Origin of the sequence: Nitritalea halalkaliphila LW7 (assembly GCF_000265075.1) — a bacterium.
GTDB classification, from domain to species: Bacteria; Bacteroidota; Bacteroidia; order Cytophagales; family Cyclobacteriaceae; genus Nitritalea; species Nitritalea halalkaliphila.
In genome coordinates, this window is sequence record NZ_AJYA01000013.1 from 34051 (window position 1) to 58828 (window position 24778).

The window sequence follows — 24778 nt, forward strand, 5'->3', positions numbered from 1 at the left end:
TGAGCAGGATGTTTGGTAGGCATAACCAAGTTAGCCAAATAACGCGTAAATTACTGCATGAATAGCTATATATCGAGCATAGGCTCGGCTAATCCCGGGGCGGATATTCCCCAGCAGCGTATCGCTGATTTTATGGAGCGGGCCCACCAGCTGAAGGGAGATGATGCGCGTAAGCTGCGCTTCATCTATCGGCAGTCGGGAATTCTTTCGCGCCAGAGTGTGCTGCGAGATTTTCAGGAGTCAGAGCCTGTTCGCTACCAGTTTTTCCCTCCAAACGAAGCCCTGGAACCCTTTCCTTCTACCGTAGACCGGATGGCGGCCTACCGTCTGCATGCCCCAGACCTAGGGGCGGAAGCCGCGGGCCGATGCCTGAAGCAGGCGGAGGTGTCGCCCGAAACCATTACCCACCTGATCGTGGTGAGCTGTACGGGCATGTATGCGCCCGGCTTGGAGGTGGACCTGCAGCAGCGCCTCGGCCTAGCCCCAGATGTGGAGCGCTACAGCATTCAGTTTATGGGCTGCTATGCGGCTTTTAATGGTTTAAAGCTAGCCGATGCCCTCTGCCAGACACGGCCCGATGCGCAGGTGCTGCTGGTCTGCGTGGAGCTCTGCACGCTGCACTTCCAGAAAACCTTTACCGAGGATAACTTGCTCGCGAATGCGCTTTTCGGCGATGGTGCGGCGGCGGCACTCATCGTGCCAAAGTCCCCGAAAAGGCCTTCGCTTCGCCTCCTTCAAAAATACAGCGCCCTCGTAGGAGCTGGAGAGGAGGACATGGCCTGGGAAATCGGTAATTTCGGTTTTGAAATGAAGTTAACCAAGTACGTACCCGAGCTTCTCTCTGGCGCCATCGACCGCTTTCGGGGCCGCCTCCAAGCTTCCTACGCCCTGGACCGCATTCCGAATTTCGCCATTCACCCTGGCGGCAAGCAGATTTTAGCCAAGGTGAGTGAGGCCTTCGGTGTGGATCGCAGCCAGCTCGAACCTTCCTACCAAGTGCTCGCTTCGCATGGCAATATGTCTTCGGCCACGATTCTTTTCGTGCTGGAACGCTGGATGCAGCAGCAGCCTGATGGCCCGATCTTAGCGATGGGCTTTGGCCCTGGCCTTACCCTAGAAACCTTACTCCTAAACTATGAAGCCTGATTTCCGCACCCGCTCCTACGAGAAAGAATGGATGGATGACTTCGAAGCCTCCGGCCCCGTGCTGGAGCAGACTCTACGGGAGCTTCGAACCATCAACAGGCTGCTGGGCGGAAATACGGTCACCACCTCGGGCCTCCGGTACTGGTTGCGCCGGCGCCCTTCGGGCAAAATCCGGGTCCTCGACCTCGGCTGTGGGGGTGGCGATATGCTGCGCGTGATGTGGAATTGGGCCCGGGCCCAAAAGGTCCTCGATCGCTTCGAGTTCTCTGGAGTAGATGCGAATGCGGCCACGGTGGCGGCGGCTCAGAAAAATCTGGTCGACCTCCCCGAGGTGCGCGTCTTCCAAAAAAACGTCTTTGCCCCTGATTTTTTAGCCGAAGGGACAGATGTAGCCACCTGCACGCTTTTCACCCATCACCTGAACGATGCCGAATTTGTGACCCTGCTGCGGGTCCTGCGCGAGAAAGTGCAGCTGGGTGTTATCATCAACGATCTGCACCGGCATCCCCTGGCTTTTTATAGCATTCGCCTGCTCACACGCCTGTTTTCGAAAAGCCCCATGGTACAAAACGATGCTCCCCTTTCGGTTCGAAGGGCTTTTCGTGCAGCAGAGCTACGCGCACTTTGTCAGGAAGCGGGCTTCGAAAAAGTGGAAATTCGCTGGTTTTGGGCATTCAGGTGGCAAGTTCTTTGCATAAAATAGCGGAGAAATGTAATTTTAAAAAAAATCAAAAATTTTATGGAATTAGACCTATTAACCGAACGCTTACTTGATTTAGCACTTAAGGATGTAGGCCCCGCATTAGTGAAGGCTATTTTGCTATTCCTGGTAGGGCGTTATGTGATTCAGCTTGCCATCCGTCTGCTAGGAAATGCCTTTACTAAATATGAGATAGATGCTTCTTTAGCTACTTTTTTGAAGAGTTTGCTGAGTGCGCTGTTATATGTTTTGTTAGGTATCAGTATCGCCACCACCCTAGGCATGCAGATGGCTTCCTTCGTGGCTATCTTGGGTGCGGCAGGTTTGGCCGTCGGTTTAGCGCTACAGGGCTCCCTCTCGAATTTTGCCGGAGGCGTACTCATCCTGATTTTTAAACCCTTCCGCGTAGGTGATACCATCGATGCGCAGGGCACGCTCGGTTCTGTGGAAAGCATCGCGATCCTGTACACGAAGATTCGTAATTTTGATAATAAAGTCGTGACGGTGCCGAATGGTGCCCTGGCGAATAATAAGATCGTGAACCTCTCCGACAAGCTACCCGCCGTGTGGAGATGTCCGTGGGGGTGGCCTATGGCACAGACCTAAAGAAGGCACGTCGCGTTATTTTAGAGCTATTAGAAAAGGATGAGCGCGTGCATAAAGACCCGGCGCCAGTGGTGCTATTTACTACTTTCGGAGACAGCTCGCTCGACCTATCTGTCCGCTGCTGGACCGATGCCGCTAACCTTTGGCAGTATACTGGGAGAAAATGGAGGAAATTAAGGAGGCCTTCGAAGCCCATGATATCGAGATTCCATTCCCGCAGCAGGATGTGCATCATTACTATCCAGAAGGAAAGCCCGGCGATCCGAAAGGAGCTTAAGGGAAGCGGAGCGCCTGTGTTTTGCGCCTGGGCGCAAAGTGATTTTTCGAGGTGCTCCTATCTGGAGTTAATAAAAAAAGGCGAGCATCAGTCTCGCCTTTTTTTACGCTCCGGGGTGCACCCTAGGTTATGCCCCAGGGAGATATCACTGGGAAATCCTCCGAAATCCCGGCTATCCTCCTCTGTGTCCGTGTCCTTTTCTGCTTTTTCAGCCTCTGCCGCTTCCAGCGCCTTCCATTTGGCGGCGTATGCTGCCTGTTTGGCTTTGGCGCGGGCTTCGGGAGAGGTGTTTTTGTTCTTCTGCGTTCCTTTTTTCTCCCACAGACGCTTCTTTTTCAGCCTGTACAAGCTGATTTTCCAGGTTTTTCTTCGTGTTTGCAGGTTTTTCGTTTGGGGATGAATCGGAGCGTTTCATGTTAATCGGGTTTTAAACGGGGGATGGGCCAGTTATCCTCAAATTTTGCGCCAGCTAGAAAATTCGCAAATTCCCGATCGTCCAGCAAGCACGATGTTAACTCCTCTCGGATCATGGCTTCATCCATATCCTGCCCGATGAAGACCAGCTCATTTTGGCGGTCCCCCAGCTCTTTGTCCCACTTGTCCTCGATCGCCTCACGGTAGTTGAGGAAGGAAGGTTGGCGCATGCGTTCCGCAAAGGGCATACTCGCCCACCAGACGCCAGCAGGCTCTGCTTTTAGGGAGCCTCCTGCTTGTGACCAAGAAATGGCTTCATCTTGACGTGAAGCGAGGTAGAACAGTCCCTTACTTCGGATAATGGTATCGGGCCACTGCCCGCTCAGATAGTCCCAGAAGCGCGTCGGATGGAAGGGGCGTTTTGCACGAAAAACAAAGGAACCGATGCCATACGTTTCTGTTTCGGGGCTGTGCTCGTGACGCAGTTCTTCCTGCCAGGCGGCACTTTCACTGGCTGCCTCAAAATCGAAAAGCCCTGTATTTAGGATGGCAGAGGGGTCTATTTGACTGTTTTGGGTGAGGTAGATGCGTGCTTTAGGGTTCAAGCTGCGAATGATGGCCTGCAGCTCCTCTGCATCTTCCTGAGAGACGAGGTCGATTTTATTTATTAAAATGACGTCGGCAAACTCCACCTGATCGGTGAGTAAGTTGACGATCGTGCGCTGGTCTTCAGGATCTTCATTCAGTCCGCTGCTGTGAACGGTGGCAGCGCTTCCAAAATCCTTAGCGAAGTTTAGGGCATCTACCACGGTGACCATGCAGTCCAGCCGACTGAAGCGACTCAGGTCGATCCCTTTTTCCTCATCCACAAAGCTAAATGTCTGTGCCACGGGCAGGGGTTCTGAGATGCCAGTACTCTCGATGAGCAGGTAGTCAAAGCGCCCTTCTTGGGCTAATTTTTCTACCTCCTCCATGAGGTCCTCGCGCAGTGTACAGCAGATACAGCCATTACTCATCTCCACGAGCTTTTCTTCTGTTCGCGAAAGGGTATTTTCGCGTGCTACGAGCTGCGCATCGATGTTCACTTCACTCATATCATTCACGATAACAGCCACCTTGAGGCCCTGTTTGTTGTGCAAGACATGATTCAGTAAGGTCGTTTTTCCTGCTCCGAGGAAGCCGCTGAGAACGGTGACGGGAAGTTTTTTTTCGGAATTATTTTTTATAGATACTGGCATTTTTCAGAATGAAGTTGAGTTCGTCGATGTCGTCTTCATTCAATTGTAGGCGGCCTTTCACAGTTACGATTTCGTCCACTTTAAACCTTCTGGATGGTTTTTTTTCCAAGTATCCCACTACGACCGACTCAGGTCCTGCCCCTCCACAAAAAAAGCATTCTGCCATCGGGTATTTTGAGATGACCACGATGTTCGCGTCGTTCATCTCCAGTGGAATATAAAAGCCAGTCACTTCCACCTCCTTGCCGGCATACTCCATGAGCTCATCGGGAAACTTGGGGTAGAGAAAGTACATGTTATACTCCCTATTCAACTTCTCAATGAAGCGGGTCTTTCCGAAAAGCGCCCACATGTCTTCTTTTAGGGCTGTGGCCGATAAAGAGCCTAGTAGTAAAGCACTAAAGCCGATAAAAAACAGGAAGGGTGTGAATCTTTTCATGCTTAGCGAAACAAAATAAGACCTCGAAAAGTTCGAGGTCTCACTGTCAACCACCATCATTCTAATGAAGTACAATTGAATGATGGGTTAAAGGTACATAAGTTATTTTGAATATGCAACAATATTGCATAAAATTATGTAGTCTGGCTATTTATTCATTCGATACGTCGCTTACGCTGCTATTCTAAGCGCCTAATTATGCTGGCAGGCTGGGTAGATTTGTGTACTTTTGTTGATGGCATTATCTTTTGAAACGCGGGAGGAGCACTTCCGCGAGCGACAAGACAAGATCAAGCGATTGGTTTTTTTGCTTTCGTTAGCGCGGCTCGGCCTGTTCGCAGGGCTGATCACGTTTCTCATCTTAGCGGTTTCGGAGCATCCGAGTTACAGCTTGCTGTTTTTCCTGCTGCTTGGCGGCTTTTTATATTTGGTGAAGCGTACGGCTACCGCGGAAAAGGAGCTGCGTTACTGTCAGGAGCGCGTGCGTTTAGCGGAGGGCTTGCGCCAAAAGGCTTCGCGGGACTTCAGCGGCTATCCTTCCGGTGAGGCCTTTAAAGATTCCAAGCACCCGTACACCTCTGATTTAGATGTTTTCGGGGAGCATTCCGTGTTTCAGCTCTTAAATTACAGTCCTCATGCAGATGCGCAGGAGCGGCTAGCCACCCTTTTGGCGCAAGCCAACCCCAAGATCCACAGGCAGATGCTCGGCGGGCGGCTATAGACACACTTCGGCAGGATCCTGAGCTGCTTTTGGACTTAATTGCGCTGGCGGCATCCACTTACGATGCTAAGGAGAAGCTCAAGGCCACAAATGAATTGCCTGCAGCACTTGGAGTGGCGGCTTCTGGATTCCGCTGCTGCTAGGACCTCTCATCGGGATTCCCTTACTTTTTTTGGTACTGTATCAAGTAGTTTCTGCACTGTATCTAAGCATTTGGGTTTTAGGAGGCCTATTCGTGTTAGCGCTTGTTTTCAAAAGTTTAAAAGCTGTGGCCGATGCGCTTCCGGACAGTCGACAGGTGCGGCGTATGGAGCAGCTGTTCGTGCGTTTTCGACAGTCTTCGCTGCATCAGGAGCCCGCTTTGACCCCTTTCGTGCAGGTTTTTCAGCAGCACGAGACGGCGGAGGGAATTCGCGGTATTTCCCAACAGGTTTTTATGCTTGAGTCCCGTTTTAATTTGGTTTACCTCATTTTCAATTTCATCGCCTGGGTGGACTTTTATTATTTGTGGCGCTACACGCAATGGTTTAAGCGGCATGGAAAGTCCTATGTAGCGTGGCGTGAGGCTGCTTTAGAGCTGGAAGTTCTGGCAAATTTAGCTTTGAGCAGTGTAGCGGAGGGCTTAGAGGGCAGCGTGGAGCAGACTGCTGATGCGCGTTTCACGGCGGAGGGCTTGCGTCATCCACTTTTGCCGCGCGAGCGGGCGGTGGCAAACGACTTTTCCTTTGGCCCTGGCCAAAAAATCATGCTATTAACGGGGGCAAACATGTCCGGGAAGACCACCTTTATGCGTACCGTGGGGCTCAGTGTGCTGCTGGTGCAGGTGGGGCTCCGGCCTTCGGCCAAAGGGGTGACGCTGGGGGATTTTTACTTGTTTACGAGCATGCGGAATGCGGATAATCTGGCCGAAAGTGTGAGTTCTTTTTATGCGGAGATGGCACGGATTAGGACCTTGATCGAGCGATTAGCTGCGGGTGACAGGATGTTTTTTCTTATGGATGAGATCATGAAGGGGACGAATACGGAGGACCGGATTATGGGGAGCACTGCGCTGATCGAGCAGCTTGGGGAGGGCCACTGTCAAGGAATTATTTCCACCCATGATATTGAGCTGAGTGGGCTGGCTGAGCGGCTTTCCTACGTGGTAAATTACAGCTTTCATAGTGAGGTCAGGGAGCGGACGATCGACTTTGATTACAGGTTGAAGCCGGGACCTTGTCCAAGTTTTAATGCGAAAAAGCTAATGGAATTAATGGGTGTTCGAATCGGAGGTGGGCGCGCCTGATTTTCATCCATTTACGGGATTTCACTCGGGCTGGCACAGTTTTGGATTTAGGTAGTGCATAACCAAACGACAACAACCATGAGTTCATTATTGTATTTAATAGCCCTAATCCTGCTGATAGGATGGATTTTAGGCTTTTTCGTGTATAGTTTAGGAGCGCTGATTCATGTGCTGCTGGTGCTGGCCATTATTTCGGTTTTGTTACGATTAATTGGCGGGCGTCCGGTCTAGTATTCTGGTCTTAGATGCTGACAAAATAAATTTATTGCTGTAATTTTGTTTCACATCAAACTCATTCGTTGCTTGTGAAAAAGACAGCCATAGGTAAGACGCTCGGCATTCTAGGAGGTGGACAGCTGGGTCGTATGTTTATTCAATCCGCGATTTCTTATAATGCCACCATACATATTTTAGATCCCGACGCGGCGGCTCCATGTCGTCCTTTGGCGCATCAGTTTACGCAGGGTGACCTGCTGGATGAAGAGACTGTTTTTCAGTTCGGTATGCAGTGCGATCTGATCACGATCGAGATCGAAAAGGTGAATACGAATGCGCTTAAGCGCCTTCAGGCGGCTGGCAAGGAGGTGTATCCAGAGCCAGAGGTCATCCAGTTGATACAAGACAAGCGGCTTCAAAAGGCCTTTTACGAGGAGCATGGAATTCCCACTGCTCCTTTTCGTTTGACCTCGGATCGTGCCGATGCGCAGCGGCATACCGATTTTCTTCCTGCTGTGCATAAGTTGGGCAGGGATGGGTACGATGGCCGAGGGGTTCAGATCATTCGTGAGGCGGCTGACTGGGACAAGGCGTTCGATGCGCCCGGTCTTTTAGAAAAACTGGTTCCTTTTTCGTTAGAACTTGCGGTCATCGTGGCCAAAAATACGGCAGGTGAGGTAAAATCCTATCCTGCTGTAGCTTGCGCATTTCATCCGACAGCGAATTTAGTAGAGTATTTATATGCTCCTGCCCCTATATCCCCTGAGGTAGAGGCCTGCGCTCAGGCGCTGGCGCGTCAGGTTATCGACGCCTTAGATATGACGGGAATTTTAGCCGTAGAGATGTTTTTACTGGAAGACGGCAGTCTGCTCGTAAATGAGGTGGCGCCGCGGCCTCATAATAGTGGGCATCATACCATAGAGGGCAATTTTACTTCACAGTTTGAGCAGCATTTTCGTGCGATCATGGGTCTGCCTTTAGGGGATACGCCCTGCGCTGCCCTGCGGCTATGGTTAATTTACTCGGTGCGCCTGGTTTCGAGGGTGAAGCGATCGTAGCGGGTATGGAAGAGGTGATGGCGCTCCCTGGAGTATATGTACATCTTTATGGAAAAAAATTCACTAAGCCTTTCCGAAAGATGGGACATATTACCATCTTAGCGGATAATCCGAGTGATTTAAAGCCGATGGCAGACGAAATTCGCGCTAAAATACAGATACAAGCATGACAAAGCAGGTAGGAATCATCATGGGGAGCCAGTCGGACTTACCGGTGATGGCCGAAGCGGCCAAGTTTTTAGAAGAAATAGGGATTGCCTTTGAGCTGACCGTGGTTTCAGCACATCGTACGCCAGAGCGCCTGGTGGAATATGCCCGTTCGGCGCGTTCGCGCGGAATTCAGGTCATCATCGCGGGTGCAGGAGGAGCGGCCCATTTGCCGGGGATGGTAGCTTCGATGACCAGCTTACCGGTGATCGGAGTACCCGTTAAATCCTCGAACAGCATCGATGGCTGGGACAGTATATTGTCGATTTTACAGATGCCTGGTGGGATTCCTGTGGCGACTGTAGCCCTAAACGGAGCGAAAAATGCAGGCATTTTAGCAGCAAGTATTTTAGGTGCTCACGATCAGGAACTTGGTGCCCGATTAGACGCTTACAAGGCTACTTTAGCTGAAACAGTACTAAAAAGTGCTGAGGAAATCGAAACTAAAGGCTGGAAAGCAGCGTTAAGAAAATAAGTATGAAGAGAGAAAACTAGTGTTTCGGGAGCGGCTTGTCCGCTCTTTTTTTATTTGAGGGCCTGCCAGTATGTACTTGCCGTTTTTACCCTTGAGTGGTAAAAGGTCCGTCCGAATAAGTCGGTGATTCGGCAAATGCTGTTTTGGTGTTTGTTGCCTTTGCGCGGTAGCGCAAATTTTATACCGAATTTCCTGAAAATCTGGCGTGAAGGGTTCGGTCTGGGAGGTAAGAAGTGCATGAGGTGCCTTAGGGTAGCTGAGTGTAGCCGCTAACAAAACGAAAAATAGACGATGGATTTTAATCGGCGCATAAAATTTAAAATAGGAGACGTTCCATGGGACATGCCCTTAGGAACGCTCCTACTTGTAGTCGGTATCGGCCTAATGCTCATGGGCCTGGGTACCTTTATGGGGTATTATTTCGGTTTACGGCTTCAGCCTTAAGTTTTTTTAAGTTCGATAAACCGTTTAGAAAGGGAGCACATCTTCAGCGCTATCGTCTGAGAAGGAGCTCACATCTGGGGAGCCGGCAGATTTTTGGCTGAAGTTATTTCCGCTGCCCGCAGCTGCTCCAGCGCTAGCGGACTGGCCTTCGCGGTCTACGCGCCATGCTTTGATGTCGGTGTACCAACGGTTATTATATTCACGGCTTTCGATTTCGATGCCTGCGGTGATGGTTTCGCCCTGCTGAATGCCGAACTGTTCGATTTTATCTCCCCATACGGCGATGCACACTTTTTTTGGATAGTTGCCAGGTGTCTCGATGATATACTCCTGTTTTCTCCACGTGTTCCCACTTCTGGAGCTGCCGCTCTGCTCGGCTAAAATTTGGATTACTGTTCCGGTGATGTCCATAATACGTAGCTTATTTTTATTCGATTTTTCGCTTTTGAAGGAAAAGTAGCTCCTTGATAATCAGAAATATGAAGGAATTACGTACTTTTCATACGTCGAAGATAACAATTTTGTCGCAGACACGCTTTTCTCTAAGCACTTAATCCGCGAAAGAAAGCACTTAAAATCTTGCATGCATGCATTCCTTTACTTACATTTGGAGTTGAGGTATGGGTTAAAAATACTGTTAAAAGCTGATTTTGCCAATTATGCTTTACGCGGGCAAAATAAGCGAATGATTCTTTTAAAATAAGGCACGATAAAATATATACTATGGCATAAACCTCTACGTTATTTAACAGTCAGAATTTATGAACAAAAGGACGAGTCCTAAGGACAGCGAATTGATCGCGCAGTTCCGTGCTGGAAATGAATTTGCCTTTGAGTCATTAGTAGAGAAGTACAAGTCGCGTGTCTTTACTACGATTCAGCTCATCGTGAAAGATGATGCTGTAGCGGAGGATTTATTACAGGATGTATTCATTAAGGTCGTGCAGACTTTAAGTAGTGATGCGTACAGTGAAGAGGGTAAGTTTCAGCCTTGGCTGATGCGAATCGCGCATAATTTAGCGATCGATTACTTTCGAAAAGCAAAACGTTATCCTAAGATCGTCATGGAAGACGGTGTGGATATCTTTAACTCTCTGCAGTTTGCCGAACAAACGGTGGAGGATGCGCGTGTAAAGGAGGAGACGACTATCCTAATACGCCGTCTTATCGATGAGCTGCCCGAGCCTCAAAAGGAAGTTTTGATCATGCGGCATTACATGGATTTAAGTTTTCAGGAAATTGCTGACCAGACCGGAGTAAGTATTAATACAGCCTTAGGCCGTATGCGCTACGCTCTGATTAATCTGAGGAAAAAACTAAACGTGATACAAAGTGCCTATGACAAAACCTTTTACCCCAAATGATCTCTTACGATTCGTATACGGAGAAATGCCTGCCTTGGAGGAAGAAGCTTTTCATGCTTACCTGCTGACGCAGCCAGATCTTTTTCAGGAATACCTATCGATTCGAGAAAGCATGCGCGCATTAGATGCCTCTTTTAAGCAGCCCAGCCTCACCGCAGCTCAAGTGCTCCGAAAGGCGAAAAAAGTGGGCTTAGAGAAAGTCTGAAAATCGGTAAACCTGAGCAATCAGGTTTTTTTTATCCCTTTTTTCTTCTTTTTTTGTTACTACAGGAAAACAGCGGATATTATGAATAAAAAGGAACGCTATGCGGCGCTGATCGAGCACTTTCAAGTAGCTATGCCGGAGGCGGAAACAGAGCTTCGCTATGGGAATCCCTTCGAGCTGCTCGTGGCTGTGGTGCTATCGGCTCAGTGTACAGATAAGCGCGTCAATATCGTCACGGAAAAACTTTTTCAGGATTTTCCGACTCCCGAGCATTTGGCAAACAGCGATTTTGATAGCCTCTTTCCTTACATTCGGAGCGTTTCTTACCCGAATAACAAGACCAAACATCTCCTGGGACTGGGGAAAATGTTAGTGGAAGAGTTCCAAAGTGAGGTTCCCCAGACCGTTAATGAACTGATCAAGCTCCCCGGTGTAGGCCGCAAGACGGCTAACGTCATCACCTCCGTCATTTGGCATCAGCCGAATATGGCCGTGGACACCCATGTTTTTCGGGTTTCCCGACGTTTGGGGCTCGCCCCGCTCACAGCAAAGACCCCATTAGAGGTAGAAAAACACTTAATTCGCCATATTCCGAAGGAACATGTACACCAGGCACATCACTGGTTGATTTTACATGGCCGCTATACCTGTCTGGCCCGAAGCCCGAAATGCTCGGCGTGTAGCATTACCCATTTATGTAAGCATTTCGAGAGGGGATTGCGCGCTAAGCGCAAAAAAGATCCCCTGCCACTTACTCCCTCGGACGATAACCCGAAGCCCTGAAAACATGATCGGCACGTGGTTCGGCCATTAAGGTTTCCAAGTCTAAGCCCTCCTTTATTTGAAAGTCATCCACGATATTCCAACCCAGCCAGCGGCCCAGCCTGCCGGGTGCATCAGGAGAGATCTCGTCTGTGTTCGGCGCCTCTCCCGTGTACTTGCGGATAATAAAGGGGTTGGTCTCGAAAAAGAGGTCTTGCTCCACGAAAAAAGACCAGATATAGCGTTCATTCGCATAAGATGCCGCCACCTCGTCAGCTGTATACCCGATAATGAGGCTGTCCGGCGTGCAGGGCAAAAGTGTTTTCGTGAAGTGGTAGGCTTTTCCATAATAAATCATCTCTGCCAGAAGCGTGCGATCTTCGGGCTGCGTGGCATTAAAGCGCGTAGAGAGTGCCGTCATCAAGTTAGGCACTAAATAGGCCGGCGCATAGCGTTTCCGGATATAGTAGGGGAGCTCCGGTGGAGCAAAACCGCTCTCTTCGGGTAAGAAATATTCCAGACCGATGATTATAATGTCTTCATCTAAAATAAAGTCTGCCGCGAATCCACTATTAATAAAGTAGAGACGGGGTAATTTTTCTTGGGGGAAATAATGGGTGAAGTGCTGGAAGGCCTCCGTTAATTCTTTTTCTAACGCTGTGATGTCTCCAAATTCAGCTGCCAGCGCCTCGTCTAAAGGCTTAAAAATGGCATCTTGATGGAGGTCAAATAAGGACTCGGCAAGCTCCTGCGTTTGGTTAAGTGCATCGAGGCCAAAAAATAGCGTGGTAAACTCAGGATGCTCTTCTAAGATGCGCTGTATGCTACGTGCATCTTCGGCATCTTGGAATGCTGCGTCCAGTCGTATCAGCTCTAAGGAAATCTCTCTGCTGGTAATCCGTGGGTCTGGGCTGCAGCTGTCCTGTTTTTTACAGGCTAAAGGAAGTAGAAGAATAAGGAATAAGGGGTAGAGTCTGAAAATCCGCATAGGGTGCAAAATAAGGGAATCGAATTGATTTTTTCTATCCCCGTGCTGGAATAGTTTCGCTAGCGTGTTTGTAGTCATGGTCTTAGCAGGAGTAGCCAAAAAAATCACTTTTTTTTTGAGACATAATCGAAAACCTGTTCGTATACACTAATATGAAGGAATACATGTAGAAATTATGCCGAAAGGCATTCCTTTTTCCCTTGGATGCTACTCTTTGGCATAGTACTTGTTAAATGTTCAGTATGAAAATGAAAGAATATAAAAATAACAATAACCTTATTAATTAAAATCAAGTATATATCTTTGTAATTCACTAAACCAATTATTTTATGAATTTCTTTCAAAAGTACAGTAAGTTCACGACGCCAGCGCTAGGGTTAGCGCTAGCGATGGGTTTCACCGCATGTAGTGATGAGGATGATCCGATTCCTACCCCTCCAGCAGCAGAATCTAATATCGTAGAAATCGCTGCTGACACACCAGATTTCTCTACTTTAGTAACGGCTGTTGAAACAGCAGGCCTAGTAGAAACGCTTTCTTCTGATGGCCCATTTACTGTTTTCGCTCCTACTAATGCCGCCTTCGAAGCATTTTTAGAGGAAAATAACCTGACTGCTGACGCTCTACTTGGCATGGAGGGTTTAGGAGATGTATTGACCTACCACGTACTAGCAGGTGAGGCGATGGCTGCTAACTTAGAAGCAGGCCGCTTAAACACTGTAGCTGATGCGCCTATCTTCGTGAGCATCGCAGAAAACGGTAATGTATGGATTAACGGTAACACCCGTGTCGTACAAACAGACATCGACGCTTCTAACGGTGTAATTCACGTGTTAGACTTCGTCTTAATGCCACCAAGTGAGAACATCGCCGAGATGGTAATCGCTGCTACTGAAGCTGAAACTCCTGAGTTTACACAACTTTTAGCCGCTTTACAGCGTGCAGATTTAGCTGGAGCTTTCATGGGCGGTTTCGAGGATGATTTTACTGTATTTGCTCCTACTGATGCTGCTTTTATGGCGCTTTATGAGGCCCTCGAGGTAGATGGTATCGAAGATATCGATGTAGAGACTTTAACTGCAGTGCTTCAGTTACACGTTATCGGAAATACGCGTGCATTCTCTCAGGATCTAAGAGATGGTATGGAAGTAGCCACTTTAGGTGGAGCTGAAATCACTGTTGATCTCACTGCTATGACTGTAGGTGGTGCGCCACTAAATAGCGATAGTCTTAATATGTTAGCTACTAACGGTGTTATCCACGTAATCGATGCAGTCATTCTACCAGAAATGGCAGAAGAGGAAGACGATGACATGGAAGGATAAATAAAACTGCCTCATAGTTTTGACCCACGATTTATCGTGGGTTTTTTTGTTTTATCTTTAGGCTTAAATTGATGATAGATGAAGAGAGCTTGGCTATTGTTTTTGGTAGGGATATGCCTCTGGTCCTGCGACGCTTTTGAGGATTTGCCCGTAGGGCAAGAAAAGACCGTATGGGAAACGCTACTAGAGCGGGAAGACGCTGCCCTCTTCGTTTCGGTGGTAGAGCGCTTAACTATAGTCGACACGCTTCAGGCTTTCTCGCCGATAACGGTTTTCGTTCCGAGTCCAGAGTCCTTAGCGCTATGGGCGAATGTGGCCTTACCAGAGGACGCGGATAGTGTGCAGTTAGATGCAGCACGAAATCGCATCCTGTATCATGTAGTGTTTAATCGACGCCTCCTAGGCGCTATAGAGGAGGAAACACTACCTACGCTTTTTGAGCCCAATGTTATTTCGGTAACGCTGCAGTCCGGGGTGCGCGTGCTAAATGAGCAAGCGGCTGTAATCGAGGGAAATGTAGACGCTCGGAATGGAATAATTCATTTTATTGATGGCTTTTTAAATCCAATGTAAGTAAGCAATACTTTTATTGTGTATCTTGGCCTTGTTTATTTTCTGCTTATGAACCACTTAGCCATAGAATTAGAATCATTTTTTAAGTCTAATACAGATGCGGTCGATATTATGATCCATTCGATCTCTGACGGCGTTTGGTATTGGGATACGGAGAATCCTGATAAGATACACCTTTCCGAGGAGCTATGGACATCTTTAGGCTTTTCTTTGGCCGAGGCCAAAGACCCTGCATTTAATTGGCAGCAGCAGGTGGCTGAAAAATCTTTTGAGGAGGCGCTTGTTTTGCTCGAGCAGATGAAAGCGAATCCGAAGAAGTTATTTGATTTAGATGTTTGTTTTTTCCATAAACAGGGACATGCGGTCTGGTTTAACTGTAGAGGACGCTTTCTTTTAGATGCGGAAGGAAGGCCGAAATCCAGAATGATCGGGTTTCTAAGTGAAATAAATGAATATAAGGAGCAAGAGCTCAAGGTGTCGCTGCTCCAAAATCTCATCAATCAATCTTCCGACGGTTTACAGGTAGCGCGCACCACTGGTGCTGTTTTTTATCTGAACCGAGTAGCGCAGGAGCGCTTGGGTATTCATGATTTCGAGCCAGAAGAGCTGTTTGTTTGGGATTTTGAAGAAATCTTTAAAAAAGAAGGTGCCTGGCAGCAGCATATCGAACAGCTCCGCCATGCGGGTACCTTGCTGATAGAGGGTGTTAATTACAATCAAAAGACAGGCTTTCCTTTTCCTGTGGAAGTAACGGTTCAACTTGCTACGATTAACGGAGAAGAGTTTGTTATCGCTAATTCTCGGGATATCTCGGAACGCGTACGCAGCACGAGAACGCTTAGAAAGCAGCGGGATTTATTAAACGATGCTCAGAAAATCGCCAATATGGGGGCTTGGGAGATCAATCTTAAGACGGGAGAAATCGTTTGGACAGATGAGCTGTACTCCATTTATGAGTGTGCGAAGGAAGAGGGTCCGCTCGGAGTCGAGGAAACGCTCGCTCGGTATGGAGAACAGGCGGGCCAAGAGATTCAGGCGATTATAGAAGAAGTGAGTGCTAACCCAGGGGTTTATAAAAATTATACCACTAGCTTCCGCACGAAAGACCAGGCGATGCGCTGGGTTAAAATTTCCTTTCGTTCGATAAATGAAGGGGGAGAACATCGGCTTTTCGGACTCGTACAGGATGTAACAAACGAGCAGCTCGTAAAAGAAGAAAACAAACGCCATGTCGCCCTTCAACAGCTGCTACTGAAAATCTCTGGAGAGTATATTAACTTAGAGTTGGATCAAATGTCGGCTATGATCAATAGGTCGCTTGGGGAACTGGGGGCCTTTGTTCATGCAGATCGAGCCTATATTTTTGATTACGATTTTGAACAGAACTGCAGCTCTAATACGTATGAGTGGTGTGCAAAAGGAATTCAACCCGAGTTAGAAAATCTGCAAAATATTCCGCTCGATTTGGTTTCTCATTGGGTCGAACGCCATTTAGAGGGAGAAATCTTTAAGGTTGAAAATGTCCACCAACTGGAAGAAGGGGAATTAAAAGAAATATTAACTCCTCAGGGCATTCAGTCTTTAATTACCTTTCCACTTCTCCAAGACGAGACCTTGAAGGGGTTCGTGGGATTTGATTGGGTACATGAGCTCCATCCCGTAAATGAAGTAGACAGTAATCTGTTACAAGTTTTTGCGAAGTTACTCGTAAACGTGCAGCGCCGCGCAGAACTGGAAGCTAGTCTCGTTCACGCGAAGCAAGAGGCAGAGCAGGCGAATCGGTCCAAGTCGGAGTTTTTAGCGAATATGAGCCATGAAATCCGTACACCTTTAAATGGGGTGATTGGATTTACGGATCTACTAGTTAATACAGAGTTAAATGCCGAGCAGCTCCAATATGTGCAGAGCGCTAATAGCTCAGCTCATTCTCTGCTTGGTATTATAAATGATATTTTAGACCTGTCCAAGATCGAGGCTGGAAAGCTCGAACTAGAAGAGGTCGAAACAGATATCGTTTACCTGGCGGAAGAAACGGCGGATATCGTCAAGTACAATACAGCAAAGAAAAATATTGAGTTTTTACTTAATGTGGCGGTAGATATGCCCAACTTCCTGGTCGTGGATCCGATTCGCTTGAAACAAATACTAGTCAACTTACTGAGTAACGCCATTAAATTTACCTCGAAAGGGGAAGTGGAGTTGGCGATTTCGTATAAGGAGCTGTCAGAGGGGATGGGTGCCTTCACGTTCAAGGTGCGTGATACAGGAATAGGAATTTCTGAGGCACAGCGGGACAAACTTTTTAAGAGCTTTTCACAAGCAGACACTTCTACGACGCGTAAGTTTGGGGGTACTGGCCTAGGCTTGGTGATTTCGCAGATGCTAGCAAAAAAAATGGGAACAGAAGTTCAGTTTGAGTCCGAGGAAGGGGTAGGGTCCACATTCTTTTTTACCTTAGAGCGCCCTATTCTAAAGCGGCAGGCCACGAAGGTGTCTTCTTTTTCCGATCTGAAGAACGTTTTGATCGTAGACGATAACCTAAATAATCAGCTTATTCTCGAGCAGATGCTCGCACACTGGAATATACAGTCGCAGTCAGTGGATAATGGCATCGCTGCGCTCACGCTGTTAAGTAAAGAGGTTTCTTTCGATGTATTGATCGTGGATTATCACATGCCCTTTATGGATGGGGTCAAGACGATACAGGAGATACATCGTTTGTTTAAAAATCAGGGTAGAGTATTGCCTAAAATTATTTTGTATAGCTCTGCGGATGATCATACCGTGAGTAAGAGTGCGATCGGTAACATAATCGATGTAAAACTTATTAAGCCAGCTAAAGTTTCTGAGCTGTTTCATGCACTCAAGACCTTGAGTGATGCTCCTGAAGATGCAACCCAGCGGGTAGTAAAGGCGCAGGATAGCCTGGTGAACCTGAATGGGGAAGTGCGCATTCTGATCGCTGAGGATGTCTCGCTAAATATGCTACTGATAAAAACGCTTTTAAAAAATCATTTACCTGCTGCCCAAATTATCGAAGCAGAAAATGGACGCATAGCAGTAGAGCTTTTTGAAAAAGTGCAGCCAGATTTAATATTCATGGACATACAGATGCCTGAATTAGACGGCTATGAAGCCACGCGAGAAATCCGAAGCCTAGAGGCGGAGGCGGGGCTACCAGCTACACCGATCATCGCACTTACCGCCGGAGCCATTCGTGGAGAGCGCGAACGCTGTTTGGCGGCAGGAATGAATGAGTTTCTTACAAAGCCAATAGACAAAAAACGCTTGCTCCAAACTTTAGAACAGGTGCTGCAAGCGGATGGACGGGCACAGATACAGTTCGATGAGGCGCACTTAGCAGAAGAAGGCTTACTGGATCTCTTAGACGGGGATGTTTCCCTTTTCAAGACGCTGCTGCAGGAGGGAATTCGAGAAATTTCTGCTGTGCTGCCAGAGCTAGAGAAGGTGGTGCATAGCAGAGATCGTGTTCGTATCAACCGCTATTTACACAAGTTAAAGGGCATCGCACTAAGCTTGAAGTTCGGTTACCTAGCGGATCGCTTGATCGCGATGGAAAAGCTAGAGACAAGCGTGGACCTAGAGCCTTACTTTGAAGAGCTCCGCTCATACTTTGCTCTATTACGACAGGAAATAGAGCTGCGTTTACATGCTTATGAGTAGCTTAGGTGTCCTGGGGTGTGTCCTGCTTTCGGATAAAATAGAGAAGTAAAAGTAGCGACACGAATAAAAATACTGCGCAGAGTAGGACTTTGGGCCATGCCCCGTATAAAACAAAGCCTGTGCCTAAAAGTAAGGCATAGATGCAGACGGTGCCGCTAAGCATGGCTCCGATTTGGAAACCCAGCTGGGTGTTTTTTTCGTGTGTTCCCTCTAGAATAGCGGGGCTGAGGACTGCTTTCCAGCCCCAAGGAGCCGGACGTGTGAGCTGATAAAAGCGCTGCAATACCGCTGTATCCTCAGCAGGGGTCAGCAGTGTGACGCAGAGCCAGCCTATCGTGGTGATGCCTACACCGTAAACTAGTTTTAGGTATTCCTGCCCGGGGCCATAGGGATCCACTGTAGTTCAGGGTTTAAACGCTCTAAAAATAGAGCCACAAGGAAGGAAATCAGCATGCCGGAGATTTCTGTATAGGCATTTATTCGCCACCAAAACCAGCGTAAGATAAAAATGAGCCTGTTCCAGCACCCACTTGAAGCAGGAGCTGGAAGGCCTCTAGCGCGTTTTGGAGGAACAGGGCGATGATGCCCGCCAGCAGCATCAAGCTCAGCGTAGTCAGTCTGCCCACTCGGACTAACTGGCCTTCCGAGGCCTCCGGATGTAGAAAGCGCTGGTACACATCGTACACAAAATAGCTGGCTCCCCAGTTTAAATGTGTGGAGAGCGTGCTCATAACGGCCGCTATCAGGGAGGCTAAAACGAGGCCAAGTAGACCCGCTGGCAGGAAGGTTAGCATGGCAGAATAGGCTAAATCATCTCCTAATTTATCCGCTGGAATATGAGGAAAGGCAGACTGGAGTGCCTCTAAAGAGGGAAATACGATGAGCGAGGCTAGAGCGATGAGTATCCAAGGCCAAGGGCGCAAGGCATAATGTGCCACATTAAAAAACAAGGTGGCGCCTAATGCGTGCCCCTCACTTTTGGCGGCGAGCATGCGCTGTGCGATGTAGCCACCTCCTCCCGGCTCTGCTCCCGGATACCAGGTCGCCCACCACTGAATCGCGATGGGCATCAGAAATAAGGGAATGTAAAGGTTCGGGTCATTAAAGTCGGGAAAGAAAGCGAGCTTGCCCGCCACCTCTTCGTGCTGAAAAAGGGCTTCGAGCCCGCCCACTTCCGGCAGGCCCACGATGAAATAAGCGGCGCCGATCGCTCCGGCTAAAGCCAAAAAGAACTGGAAGAAATCGGTCAACAATACGCCCTTTAAGCCCCCTAAAGCACTGTAAAAGACGGTCACCACACCGATGAAAAGCAAAGTCTGCCAAGCATTTAGGCCCAGCAAAACACCAAAATTTTGATGGCAGCCAAACAAACGGTGGCCATGATGATCGCATTAAAGAAAATCCCAAGGTAAACAGCCCGAAAGGCTCGTAAATAGGCCGCCGCTTTGCCCCCATAGCGCAGCTCGTAGAAAGCCAAATCGGTGTCCACTTCAGACCTCCTCCACAGGCGAGCATACACGAAAACCGTGAGCATGCCCGTTAGCAAGAAAGCCCACCACACCCAGTTGCCGGAAATCCCATGCTTGCGAACGATGTCGGTCACTAAATTGGGCGTGTCAGCAGAAAAGGTCGTGGCGACCATCGAAACCCCCAGTAACCACCAGGGCATGTCCCTACCCGACAGAAAGAAGTCCCGCGCACTTTTTCCCGCCTTTCGAGCGGTGAACAATCCGATCCCGAGACTGAGTAGAAAAAACAAAGCGATGATAAGCCAATCAAACGAACTGAGCTGCATGTAAAGGGTAATGAAGAGTGAAAGACCTAAAATTAAAGAAATTTCACCAAGTAATTTTTCCAGCAGCGATTTTTAGCCAAATTTGGCCTGAAACCAGCCCTGCTCCTCATGGCCTCGACCTTATCTCCCGCACTGGAAGCCCTTTTTCGCTCCGTACCTGAAGTTTATCCGCAGGTGCCCCCCGGATTACTGCCACAGCCCCTACAGCAGGGACATATTCACGATACCTGGCGCCTGGGAGAGGCCTTTGTCTTGCAGCGGTTTAACCTTTACGTTTTCCCTAATGCCCAAGCGGTAGCCGCGAATCATGCGCGCCTACGGAAACGGGAGAACGCCAGCCCCCTCCCTTTCCACCTAGCCCTTCCACTTCCGAACAGAGACGGAGCCCTTTTTACGCAGTTCGATGCCAGCCGCTACCGGATTACCCCTTTTTTTAAGGCCCCTGCCTAGAGGAAGTGAACACCCTCGCCCTAACAGAAAACCTCGCCGCTGCCTTCGCGCGTTTTGCAGGGCTTCTTAGGGACGATCAAAAAGAAATCTCGCTTTACGAAGAAGTTATTCCCGATTTCCACCACTTCGGTAAGCGCTTCCAGCATTTTTTAGCTTTGCGCGCAAGCAGTCAGCGCGCGCAACCCACTCAGGCCCTTGCGCTTATCCAGCAGTACGCCACGCTCGCCCCTATGGTGGAGGATTATCTCCATTACTGTGCCCACCTCCCGCTGCGCCTGACGCATAACGATGCCAAAATCACGAATGTCATCTTCGACGAGCAGCAGCAGCAGGTGCATGCACTCTTGGATTTAGACACCGTCATGCCAGGCTACGTCATGTATGATTTTGGCGATCTGGTCCGTACCGTGGCCTGCACCCTGCCGGAGGATAGCGTGGACTGGCCACGGATAGGTGTGGACCCGAGCCGTTTTCAAGCGCTTTTAAAGGGCTATCTGGCCGGAGCTGCCGACTACCTCACAGCGGCGGAGCGCAAGAGCCTTCTCTTCGGGGCTCAACTCCTTCCGGCGATGATCGGGCTCCGCTTTCTCAGCGACTGGCTGGACGGCGACCGCTACTTTAAGGTGAAGGACGCGACACATAATTTGCGCAGGGCGCAAAACCAATGGCTGCTGTACAGCTCCATTCGCGACTTTATAGAAAAAAAGGGAGCTGACCTGCTCCGCCAGCTCCCCTAAGGTGTTTTTACCTGCCTCTACAGGTTTCTGCTGCCACTAGCGGCGGGCAAACTCCGCTTTCGCCTCATCTAAAAACTGGACGAAATTCGGGATGCTCGTGTCGTAGCCCTTCGGACGGACGAGCAGTTCCTCATTCGTGTCCAGCAGGACATAGTAGGGCTGGGCATTGTTATTAAATCGAGTGATCTGAAAATCAGCATTTTGCTTACCGATCGTCTGCTTCAGCTTTCCATCATAGTCGCTGGTGTACCACTCCGACTCAGGAAGGGTGTAGCGCTCATCGATGTACAGGGCCACCACGATAAAATCCTCCTGCAGGCGGCGTAAAACCTGTGGATCTGCCCACACACGGGCCTCCATTTCGCGACAGTTTACACAGCCATGGCCCGTAAAATCGATGAATAGCGGCTTGTTCTGCCTTTTGGCCGCGGCCAAAGCCTGCTGATAGTCGAAGTAACCCTCGATGCCGTGCGGCAAATGCAAGAAATCACTGTATTTCGGCACCTCGTCCAAGCTGCTCTCCCCACTGCTTCGGGCCCCGCTCAGTCCAGCTTGCATCAAGTTGAAATCATGAGTGGCCATCGGCGGGAGGTAGCCACTGAGGGCTTTGAGCGGAGCTCCCCACAGGCCCGGGATGAGGTACACCACGAAAACGAAGGTCACGATCGCCAGCATCAGACGCGGCACGCTCAGGTAGTCCATCGGCGAGTCATGCGGAAGTCGAATTTTGCCCAGAAGGTAGAAGCCCAGCAGCGCAAAGATGACGATCCAAATCGCCAGGTAAATGTCTCGATCCAAAATGCCCCAGTGGTACACCTGGTCGGCGACGGAGAGGAATTTAAAGGCCAGCGCCAATTCTAAAAAGCCCAAAACGACTTTGACGGAGTTCAGCCAGCCGCCTGATTTCGGTAGTGAGTTGAGCCACTCCGGGAAGATGGCGAAAAGGGCGAAAGGGATGGCGAATGCCAAAGAAAAGGCAAACATCCCCAATATCGGTTTCAGTAGGGCACCGCCAGCGGAGCTAATCAAGATGGAGCCTACGATCGGGCCTGTACAGGAAAAGGAGACTAAAACCAGCGTGAAGGCCATAAAAAAGATGCCCGCCAAGCCGCCCTTATCGGCTTTTGCATCGATTTTATTTACTAATCCAGAGGGTAAGGTCAGCTCGAACATGCCTAAAAAGGCTGCCGCAAAGAACAGGAACACCAAAAAGAAAAACACATTTGGCACCCAGTGGGTGGAGAGCCAGTTCGCGAACTCAGGCCCCTGAATCGCTGCCACCGCTGTCCCCGCGATCGTGTAGATGCCGATAATGCTCAGGCCATAGATGAGAGCGTTTCGAATGCCTCCAGCACGGGATTTTGCACGCCCCGTAAAAAAGGTTACCGTCATCGGAATCATCGGAAATACACAGGGGGTCAGCAGCGCGGCTAGGCCGGCTAAGAAGGCGATGAGCATAAAGCCCAGTAGGTTTTCTTCTGCCTCATCTGCGTTCAGGTCGATGTAGGTGCGCTCCTCCTGTCCTTCTGCTGCTGGCGTTTCCTCTGCAGTAGGACTTTCCGTTCCTTGTTCAGCTGCCGAAGCTGTTTCGGCCCCCGCCGCACCGGCGAAGGTAAAGCTAAATTCCTCTTCGAACAGGATGCACTGCCCGGTGATGTCGGAGCACATCTGGTACTCCACGTATCCTTTTAGGGCAGCAGGAAGGGCCTCCACGGTGAATTCTTGCGTGAAGCGGCCTTTTACGGCGAAGTAGCTCACTTCTCCCTCCCAGATTTCGTCGAACTTTCTGCGGGGATTATCTGGGACCAGGGCTTTGGCCTGCAGGCCAAAGGAGTCGTCCAGCACCGTGGCCGTCAGAATAGGCCCCACATCTTCGCTGAAGTCATTCGAGTAAATGTACCAGTCTTTCGGGATGTTCGCCAGCAGCTCCAGGGTCACCTGATCGCCCACAGCGGGATTTTTTTCACTCACCGTGATCGTCCAAGAGGGAGGCTGAACCAGCTGCGCATGTCCAGGACTGGCCAGAAAGAAGCAGCTAGCCAAACTTAAAAGCAGAAAACGAACGAGTACTTGAGGTGTCGGCATAAGGATAAAAGGCTTAGCACCGCGGTTTCGAGGGATGGGAAACTCGTGGAGCTGGGATAAAACAAGGATCAGCCTATGCGGCTGGCATCGGGCCACTGCATAGGCTGAAAATTGGGTTTAGGGACGTGTCTGCACTGGATTTAGCTCAGCTCCTTACGGAAATGCTGGAAAAACTTCGCGATCGTCTCGATGCCGATCAAGTAGTTTTTCACACCATAGTGCTCATTCGGAGAGTGTATGGCGTCTGTGTCCAGTCCAAAGCCTAACAAAATCGGGTCTAATCCAAGTTCCTTTTGGAACAAGGAAGTGATCGGAATGCTTCCGCCCTCACGTGTAGGAATAGCGGTCTTGCCAAAGGTTTCCATGATGGCAGCTTCGGCAGCGCGGTATCCGGGAGAGTCGGTAGGCACCACCGCAGCCTGACCTCCATGGTGTGGCGTCACCTTCACCTGCACCGAAGCAGGGGCGATCGCCTTAAAATGGTTCTCGAAAAGCCTTGCGATTTCCTTATGGTCCTGATTCGGCACCAGGCGCATGGAGATTTTCGCGTAGGCTTTCGATGGTAAAACGGTCTTAGCGCCTTCTCCTGTGTACCCGCCCCAGATACCGTTTACATCTAAGGTAGGGCGGATGCCCACGCGCTCGATCGTCGTGAAACCTTCCTCTCCATGCACATCCGCGATGGCTAATTTTTTCTTATAATCCGCTAAATCGAAAGGGGCTTCATTCAGCGCCTGACGGTAGGCGTCAGCATAGTTTTCTACCTTATCGTAAAAGCCGGGAATCGTGATGCGATTCTTCTCGTCCTGCAGGGAAGCGATCATTTGGCATAAAATGTTAATAGGATTAGCCACCGCACCACCATAGGTGCCGGAGTGCAAGTCCCTATTCGGTCCTGTCACTTCCACTTCCATATACGCCAGCCCTCTTAAGCCCACCGTAACGGACGGATGCTCCAGGCTGATCATGCTCGTATCGGAAATCAAAATGACATCGGCCTGTAGCTTTTCTTTATTGGCTTTTACGAAGAGATCCAAGTTCTCCGAACCTACCTCTTCCTCACCTTCGATCATAAACTTGATGTTACAGGCGAGGCTGTCGGTCTGCATCATGGCCTCGAAAGCCTTCACATGCATGTACACCTGCCCCTTGTCATCTGCCGATCCGCGTGCGAAAATCGCCCCGTCCGGATGTAAGTCGGTTTTCTTAATCACCGGAGTGAAGGGCGGGGAGTCCCAGAGCTCATACGGGTCAGCTGGCTGCACGTCGTAATGCCCGTACACGAGCACAGTAGGAAGGCAGGATCAATTATTTTTTCTCCATATACGATGGGGTAGCCCGCCGTAGGACACACTTCCACTGCGTCTGCACCCGCACGTAGGAGTTGGTCTTTCACAAATTCCGCTGCTGCTAAAACGTCCCCCTTAAATTTCGGGTCCGCACTTACCGAAGGGATTTTCAGCAGGTCGATAAGCTCCTGAATAAAGCGCTCTTGGTGCGTTTTAATGTATGTTGCTAATGACATATTTGGGTTTTTACATGAATTTGCTCAAAATTACGTTTTAATTAAAGAATAGCCTATTT

21 protein-coding genes and 4 pseudogenes are annotated in these 24778 nt (G+C 49.3%); 17 read left to right on the plus strand and 8 right to left on the minus strand.

Going from position 1 to position 24778, the window contains the following annotated elements; all coding sequences use genetic code 11:
* Positions 1–57 precede the first annotated feature (57 nt).
* The 3 genes and pseudogenes from A3SI_RS04830 (at position 58) to A3SI_RS04840 (ending at position 2729) form a co-directional block, all read left to right on the plus strand.
* Complete coding sequence (locus A3SI_RS04830) at positions 58–1146, plus strand: type III polyketide synthase (RefSeq protein WP_009053978.1); 1089 nt, start codon at positions 58–60, stop codon at positions 1144–1146.
* Positions 1136–1849, plus strand: a complete 714-nt coding sequence (locus tag A3SI_RS04835; RefSeq protein WP_009053980.1) for a methyltransferase domain-containing protein — start codon at positions 1136–1138, stop codon at positions 1847–1849. The genes A3SI_RS04830 and A3SI_RS04835 overlap by 11 nt, the downstream gene beginning before the upstream one ends.
* A 36-nt stretch (positions 1850–1885) precedes the next feature.
* Positions 1886–2729: pseudogene (locus tag A3SI_RS04840) on the plus strand (mechanosensitive ion channel family protein).
* An 87-nt stretch (positions 2730–2816) separates the two neighbouring features.
* Here A3SI_RS04840 and A3SI_RS04845 read toward each other — a convergent pair.
* From A3SI_RS04845 to A3SI_RS04855, 3 genes are all read right to left on the minus strand, one after another.
* The gene (locus A3SI_RS04845; RefSeq protein WP_009053985.1) at positions 2817–3077 is read right to left on the minus strand and encodes a hypothetical protein; all 261 of its coding nucleotides are present in this window, start codon (positions 3075–3077) and stop codon (positions 2817–2819) included.
* Between the two features lie 68 nt (positions 3078–3145).
* The gene (locus A3SI_RS04850; RefSeq protein WP_009053987.1) at positions 3146–4381 is read right to left on the minus strand and encodes a GTP-binding protein; all 1236 of its coding nucleotides are present in this window, start codon (positions 4379–4381) and stop codon (positions 3146–3148) included.
* Entirely contained in the window at positions 4359–4820 is a 462-nt protein-coding gene (locus tag A3SI_RS04855; protein WP_040670180.1) for a hypothetical protein, read from the minus strand. The genes A3SI_RS04850 and A3SI_RS04855 overlap by 23 nt, the downstream gene beginning before the upstream one ends.
* A 235-nt stretch (positions 4821–5055) precedes the next feature.
* Here A3SI_RS04855 and A3SI_RS04860 point away from each other — a divergent pair, with 235 nt between their 5' ends.
* From A3SI_RS04860 to A3SI_RS19490, 6 genes and pseudogenes are all read left to right on the plus strand, one after another.
* On the plus strand, positions 5056–5541 hold the full coding sequence (locus A3SI_RS04860; protein ID WP_009053990.1) for a hypothetical protein: 486 nt from the start codon (positions 5056–5058) through the stop codon (positions 5539–5541).
* Between the two features lie 268 nt (positions 5542–5809).
* Positions 5810–6826 (plus strand): MutS-related protein, encoded by a 1017-nt coding sequence (locus A3SI_RS04865; RefSeq protein WP_156810171.1) that lies wholly within the window; start codon positions 5810–5812, stop codon positions 6824–6826.
* A 78-nt stretch (positions 6827–6904) separates the two neighbouring features.
* Positions 6905–7057 carry a lmo0937 family membrane protein gene (locus A3SI_RS18795; RefSeq protein WP_156810172.1) on the plus strand — a complete coding sequence of 51 codons (153 nt, stop codon included), beginning with the start codon at positions 6905–6907 and terminating at the stop codon, positions 7055–7057.
* Positions 7058–7131: 74 nt separating this feature from the next.
* Positions 7132–8270: pseudogene (locus A3SI_RS04870) on the plus strand (5-(carboxyamino)imidazole ribonucleotide synthase).
* Positions 8267–8782 (plus strand): 5-(carboxyamino)imidazole ribonucleotide mutase, encoded by a 516-nt coding sequence (purE, locus tag A3SI_RS04875; protein WP_009053995.1) that lies wholly within the window; start codon positions 8267–8269, stop codon positions 8780–8782. The pseudogene A3SI_RS04870 and the gene purE overlap by 4 nt, the downstream one beginning before the upstream one ends.
* Before the next feature lie 291 nt (positions 8783–9073).
* Positions 9074–9226: a hypothetical protein gene (locus A3SI_RS19490; protein WP_169315090.1), complete on the plus strand. Its 153-nt coding sequence runs from the start codon at positions 9074–9076 to the stop codon at positions 9224–9226.
* A 24-nt stretch (positions 9227–9250) separates the two neighbouring features.
* On the opposite strand, the gene A3SI_RS04880 is transcribed toward A3SI_RS19490, so the two are convergent.
* Positions 9251–9637 carry a DUF3127 domain-containing protein gene (locus A3SI_RS04880; RefSeq protein ID WP_009053997.1) on the minus strand — a complete coding sequence of 129 codons (387 nt, stop codon included), beginning with the start codon at positions 9635–9637 and terminating at the stop codon, positions 9251–9253.
* A gap of 350 nt (positions 9638–9987) precedes the next feature.
* Between A3SI_RS04880 and A3SI_RS04885 the strand changes: the two genes are divergently transcribed.
* The 3 genes from A3SI_RS04885 to nth all read left to right on the plus strand — a co-directional run bounded on the left by A3SI_RS04885 (position 9988) and on the right by nth (position 11578).
* Positions 9988–10590, plus strand: a complete 603-nt coding sequence (locus tag A3SI_RS04885; RefSeq protein WP_040670182.1) for an RNA polymerase sigma factor — start codon at positions 9988–9990, stop codon at positions 10588–10590.
* Entirely contained in the window at positions 10565–10795 is a 231-nt protein-coding gene (locus A3SI_RS04890) for an anti-sigma factor (RefSeq protein WP_009054001.1), read from the plus strand. The genes A3SI_RS04885 and A3SI_RS04890 overlap by 26 nt, the downstream gene beginning before the upstream one ends.
* Before the next feature lie 81 nt (positions 10796–10876).
* Positions 10877–11578, plus strand: coding sequence for an endonuclease III (gene nth, locus A3SI_RS04895; protein WP_009054003.1), 702 nt, complete (start codon positions 10877–10879; stop codon positions 11576–11578).
* Here the strand turns inward: nth and gldB are convergent.
* On the minus strand, positions 11547–12623 hold the full coding sequence (gene gldB, locus A3SI_RS04900; RefSeq protein ID WP_238531600.1) for a gliding motility lipoprotein GldB: 1077 nt from the start codon (positions 12621–12623) through the stop codon (positions 11547–11549). The two genes, nth and gldB, sit on opposite strands and share 32 nt — an antisense overlap.
* A gap of 251 nt (positions 12624–12874) precedes the next feature.
* On the opposite strand from gldB, the gene A3SI_RS04905 reads away from it, so the two are divergent.
* From A3SI_RS04905 to A3SI_RS04915, 3 genes are all read left to right on the plus strand, one after another.
* Positions 12875–13870 carry a fasciclin domain-containing protein gene (locus A3SI_RS04905; RefSeq protein WP_009054007.1) on the plus strand — a complete coding sequence of 332 codons (996 nt, stop codon included), beginning with the start codon at positions 12875–12877 and terminating at the stop codon, positions 13868–13870.
* 78 nt (positions 13871–13948) lie between these two features.
* Positions 13949–14443, plus strand: coding sequence for a fasciclin domain-containing protein (locus A3SI_RS04910; RefSeq protein ID WP_083836445.1), 495 nt, complete (start codon positions 13949–13951; stop codon positions 14441–14443).
* Positions 14444–14554: 111 nt separating this feature from the next.
* Entirely contained in the window at positions 14555–18127 is a 3573-nt protein-coding gene (locus A3SI_RS04915; RefSeq protein ID WP_162098417.1) for a response regulator, read from the plus strand.
* Between the two features lies 1 nt (position 18128).
* Here A3SI_RS04915 and A3SI_RS04920 read toward each other — a convergent pair.
* Positions 18129–19922: pseudogene (locus A3SI_RS04920) on the minus strand (sodium:solute symporter family protein).
* A gap of 108 nt (positions 19923–20030) precedes the next feature.
* Here A3SI_RS04920 and A3SI_RS04925 point away from each other — a divergent pair.
* Both A3SI_RS04925 and A3SI_RS04930 read left to right on the plus strand, forming a co-directional pair.
* On the plus strand, positions 20031–20372 hold the full coding sequence (locus A3SI_RS04925) for a hypothetical protein (RefSeq protein WP_009054012.1): 342 nt from the start codon (positions 20031–20033) through the stop codon (positions 20370–20372).
* 5 nt (positions 20373–20377) lie between these two features.
* The gene (locus tag A3SI_RS04930) at positions 20378–21109 is read left to right on the plus strand and encodes a phosphotransferase (RefSeq protein ID WP_009054014.1); all 732 of its coding nucleotides are present in this window, start codon (positions 20378–20380) and stop codon (positions 21107–21109) included.
* Positions 21110–21145: 36 nt separating this feature from the next.
* Here A3SI_RS04930 and A3SI_RS04935 read toward each other — a convergent pair whose 3' ends face one another.
* The gene (locus A3SI_RS04935; RefSeq protein WP_156810174.1) at positions 21146–23194 is read right to left on the minus strand and encodes a protein-disulfide reductase DsbD family protein; all 2049 of its coding nucleotides are present in this window, start codon (positions 23192–23194) and stop codon (positions 21146–21148) included.
* A gap of 140 nt (positions 23195–23334) precedes the next feature.
* Positions 23335–24719: pseudogene (locus tag A3SI_RS04940) on the minus strand (dipeptidase).
* Between the last annotated feature and the right edge of the window lie 59 nt (positions 24720–24778).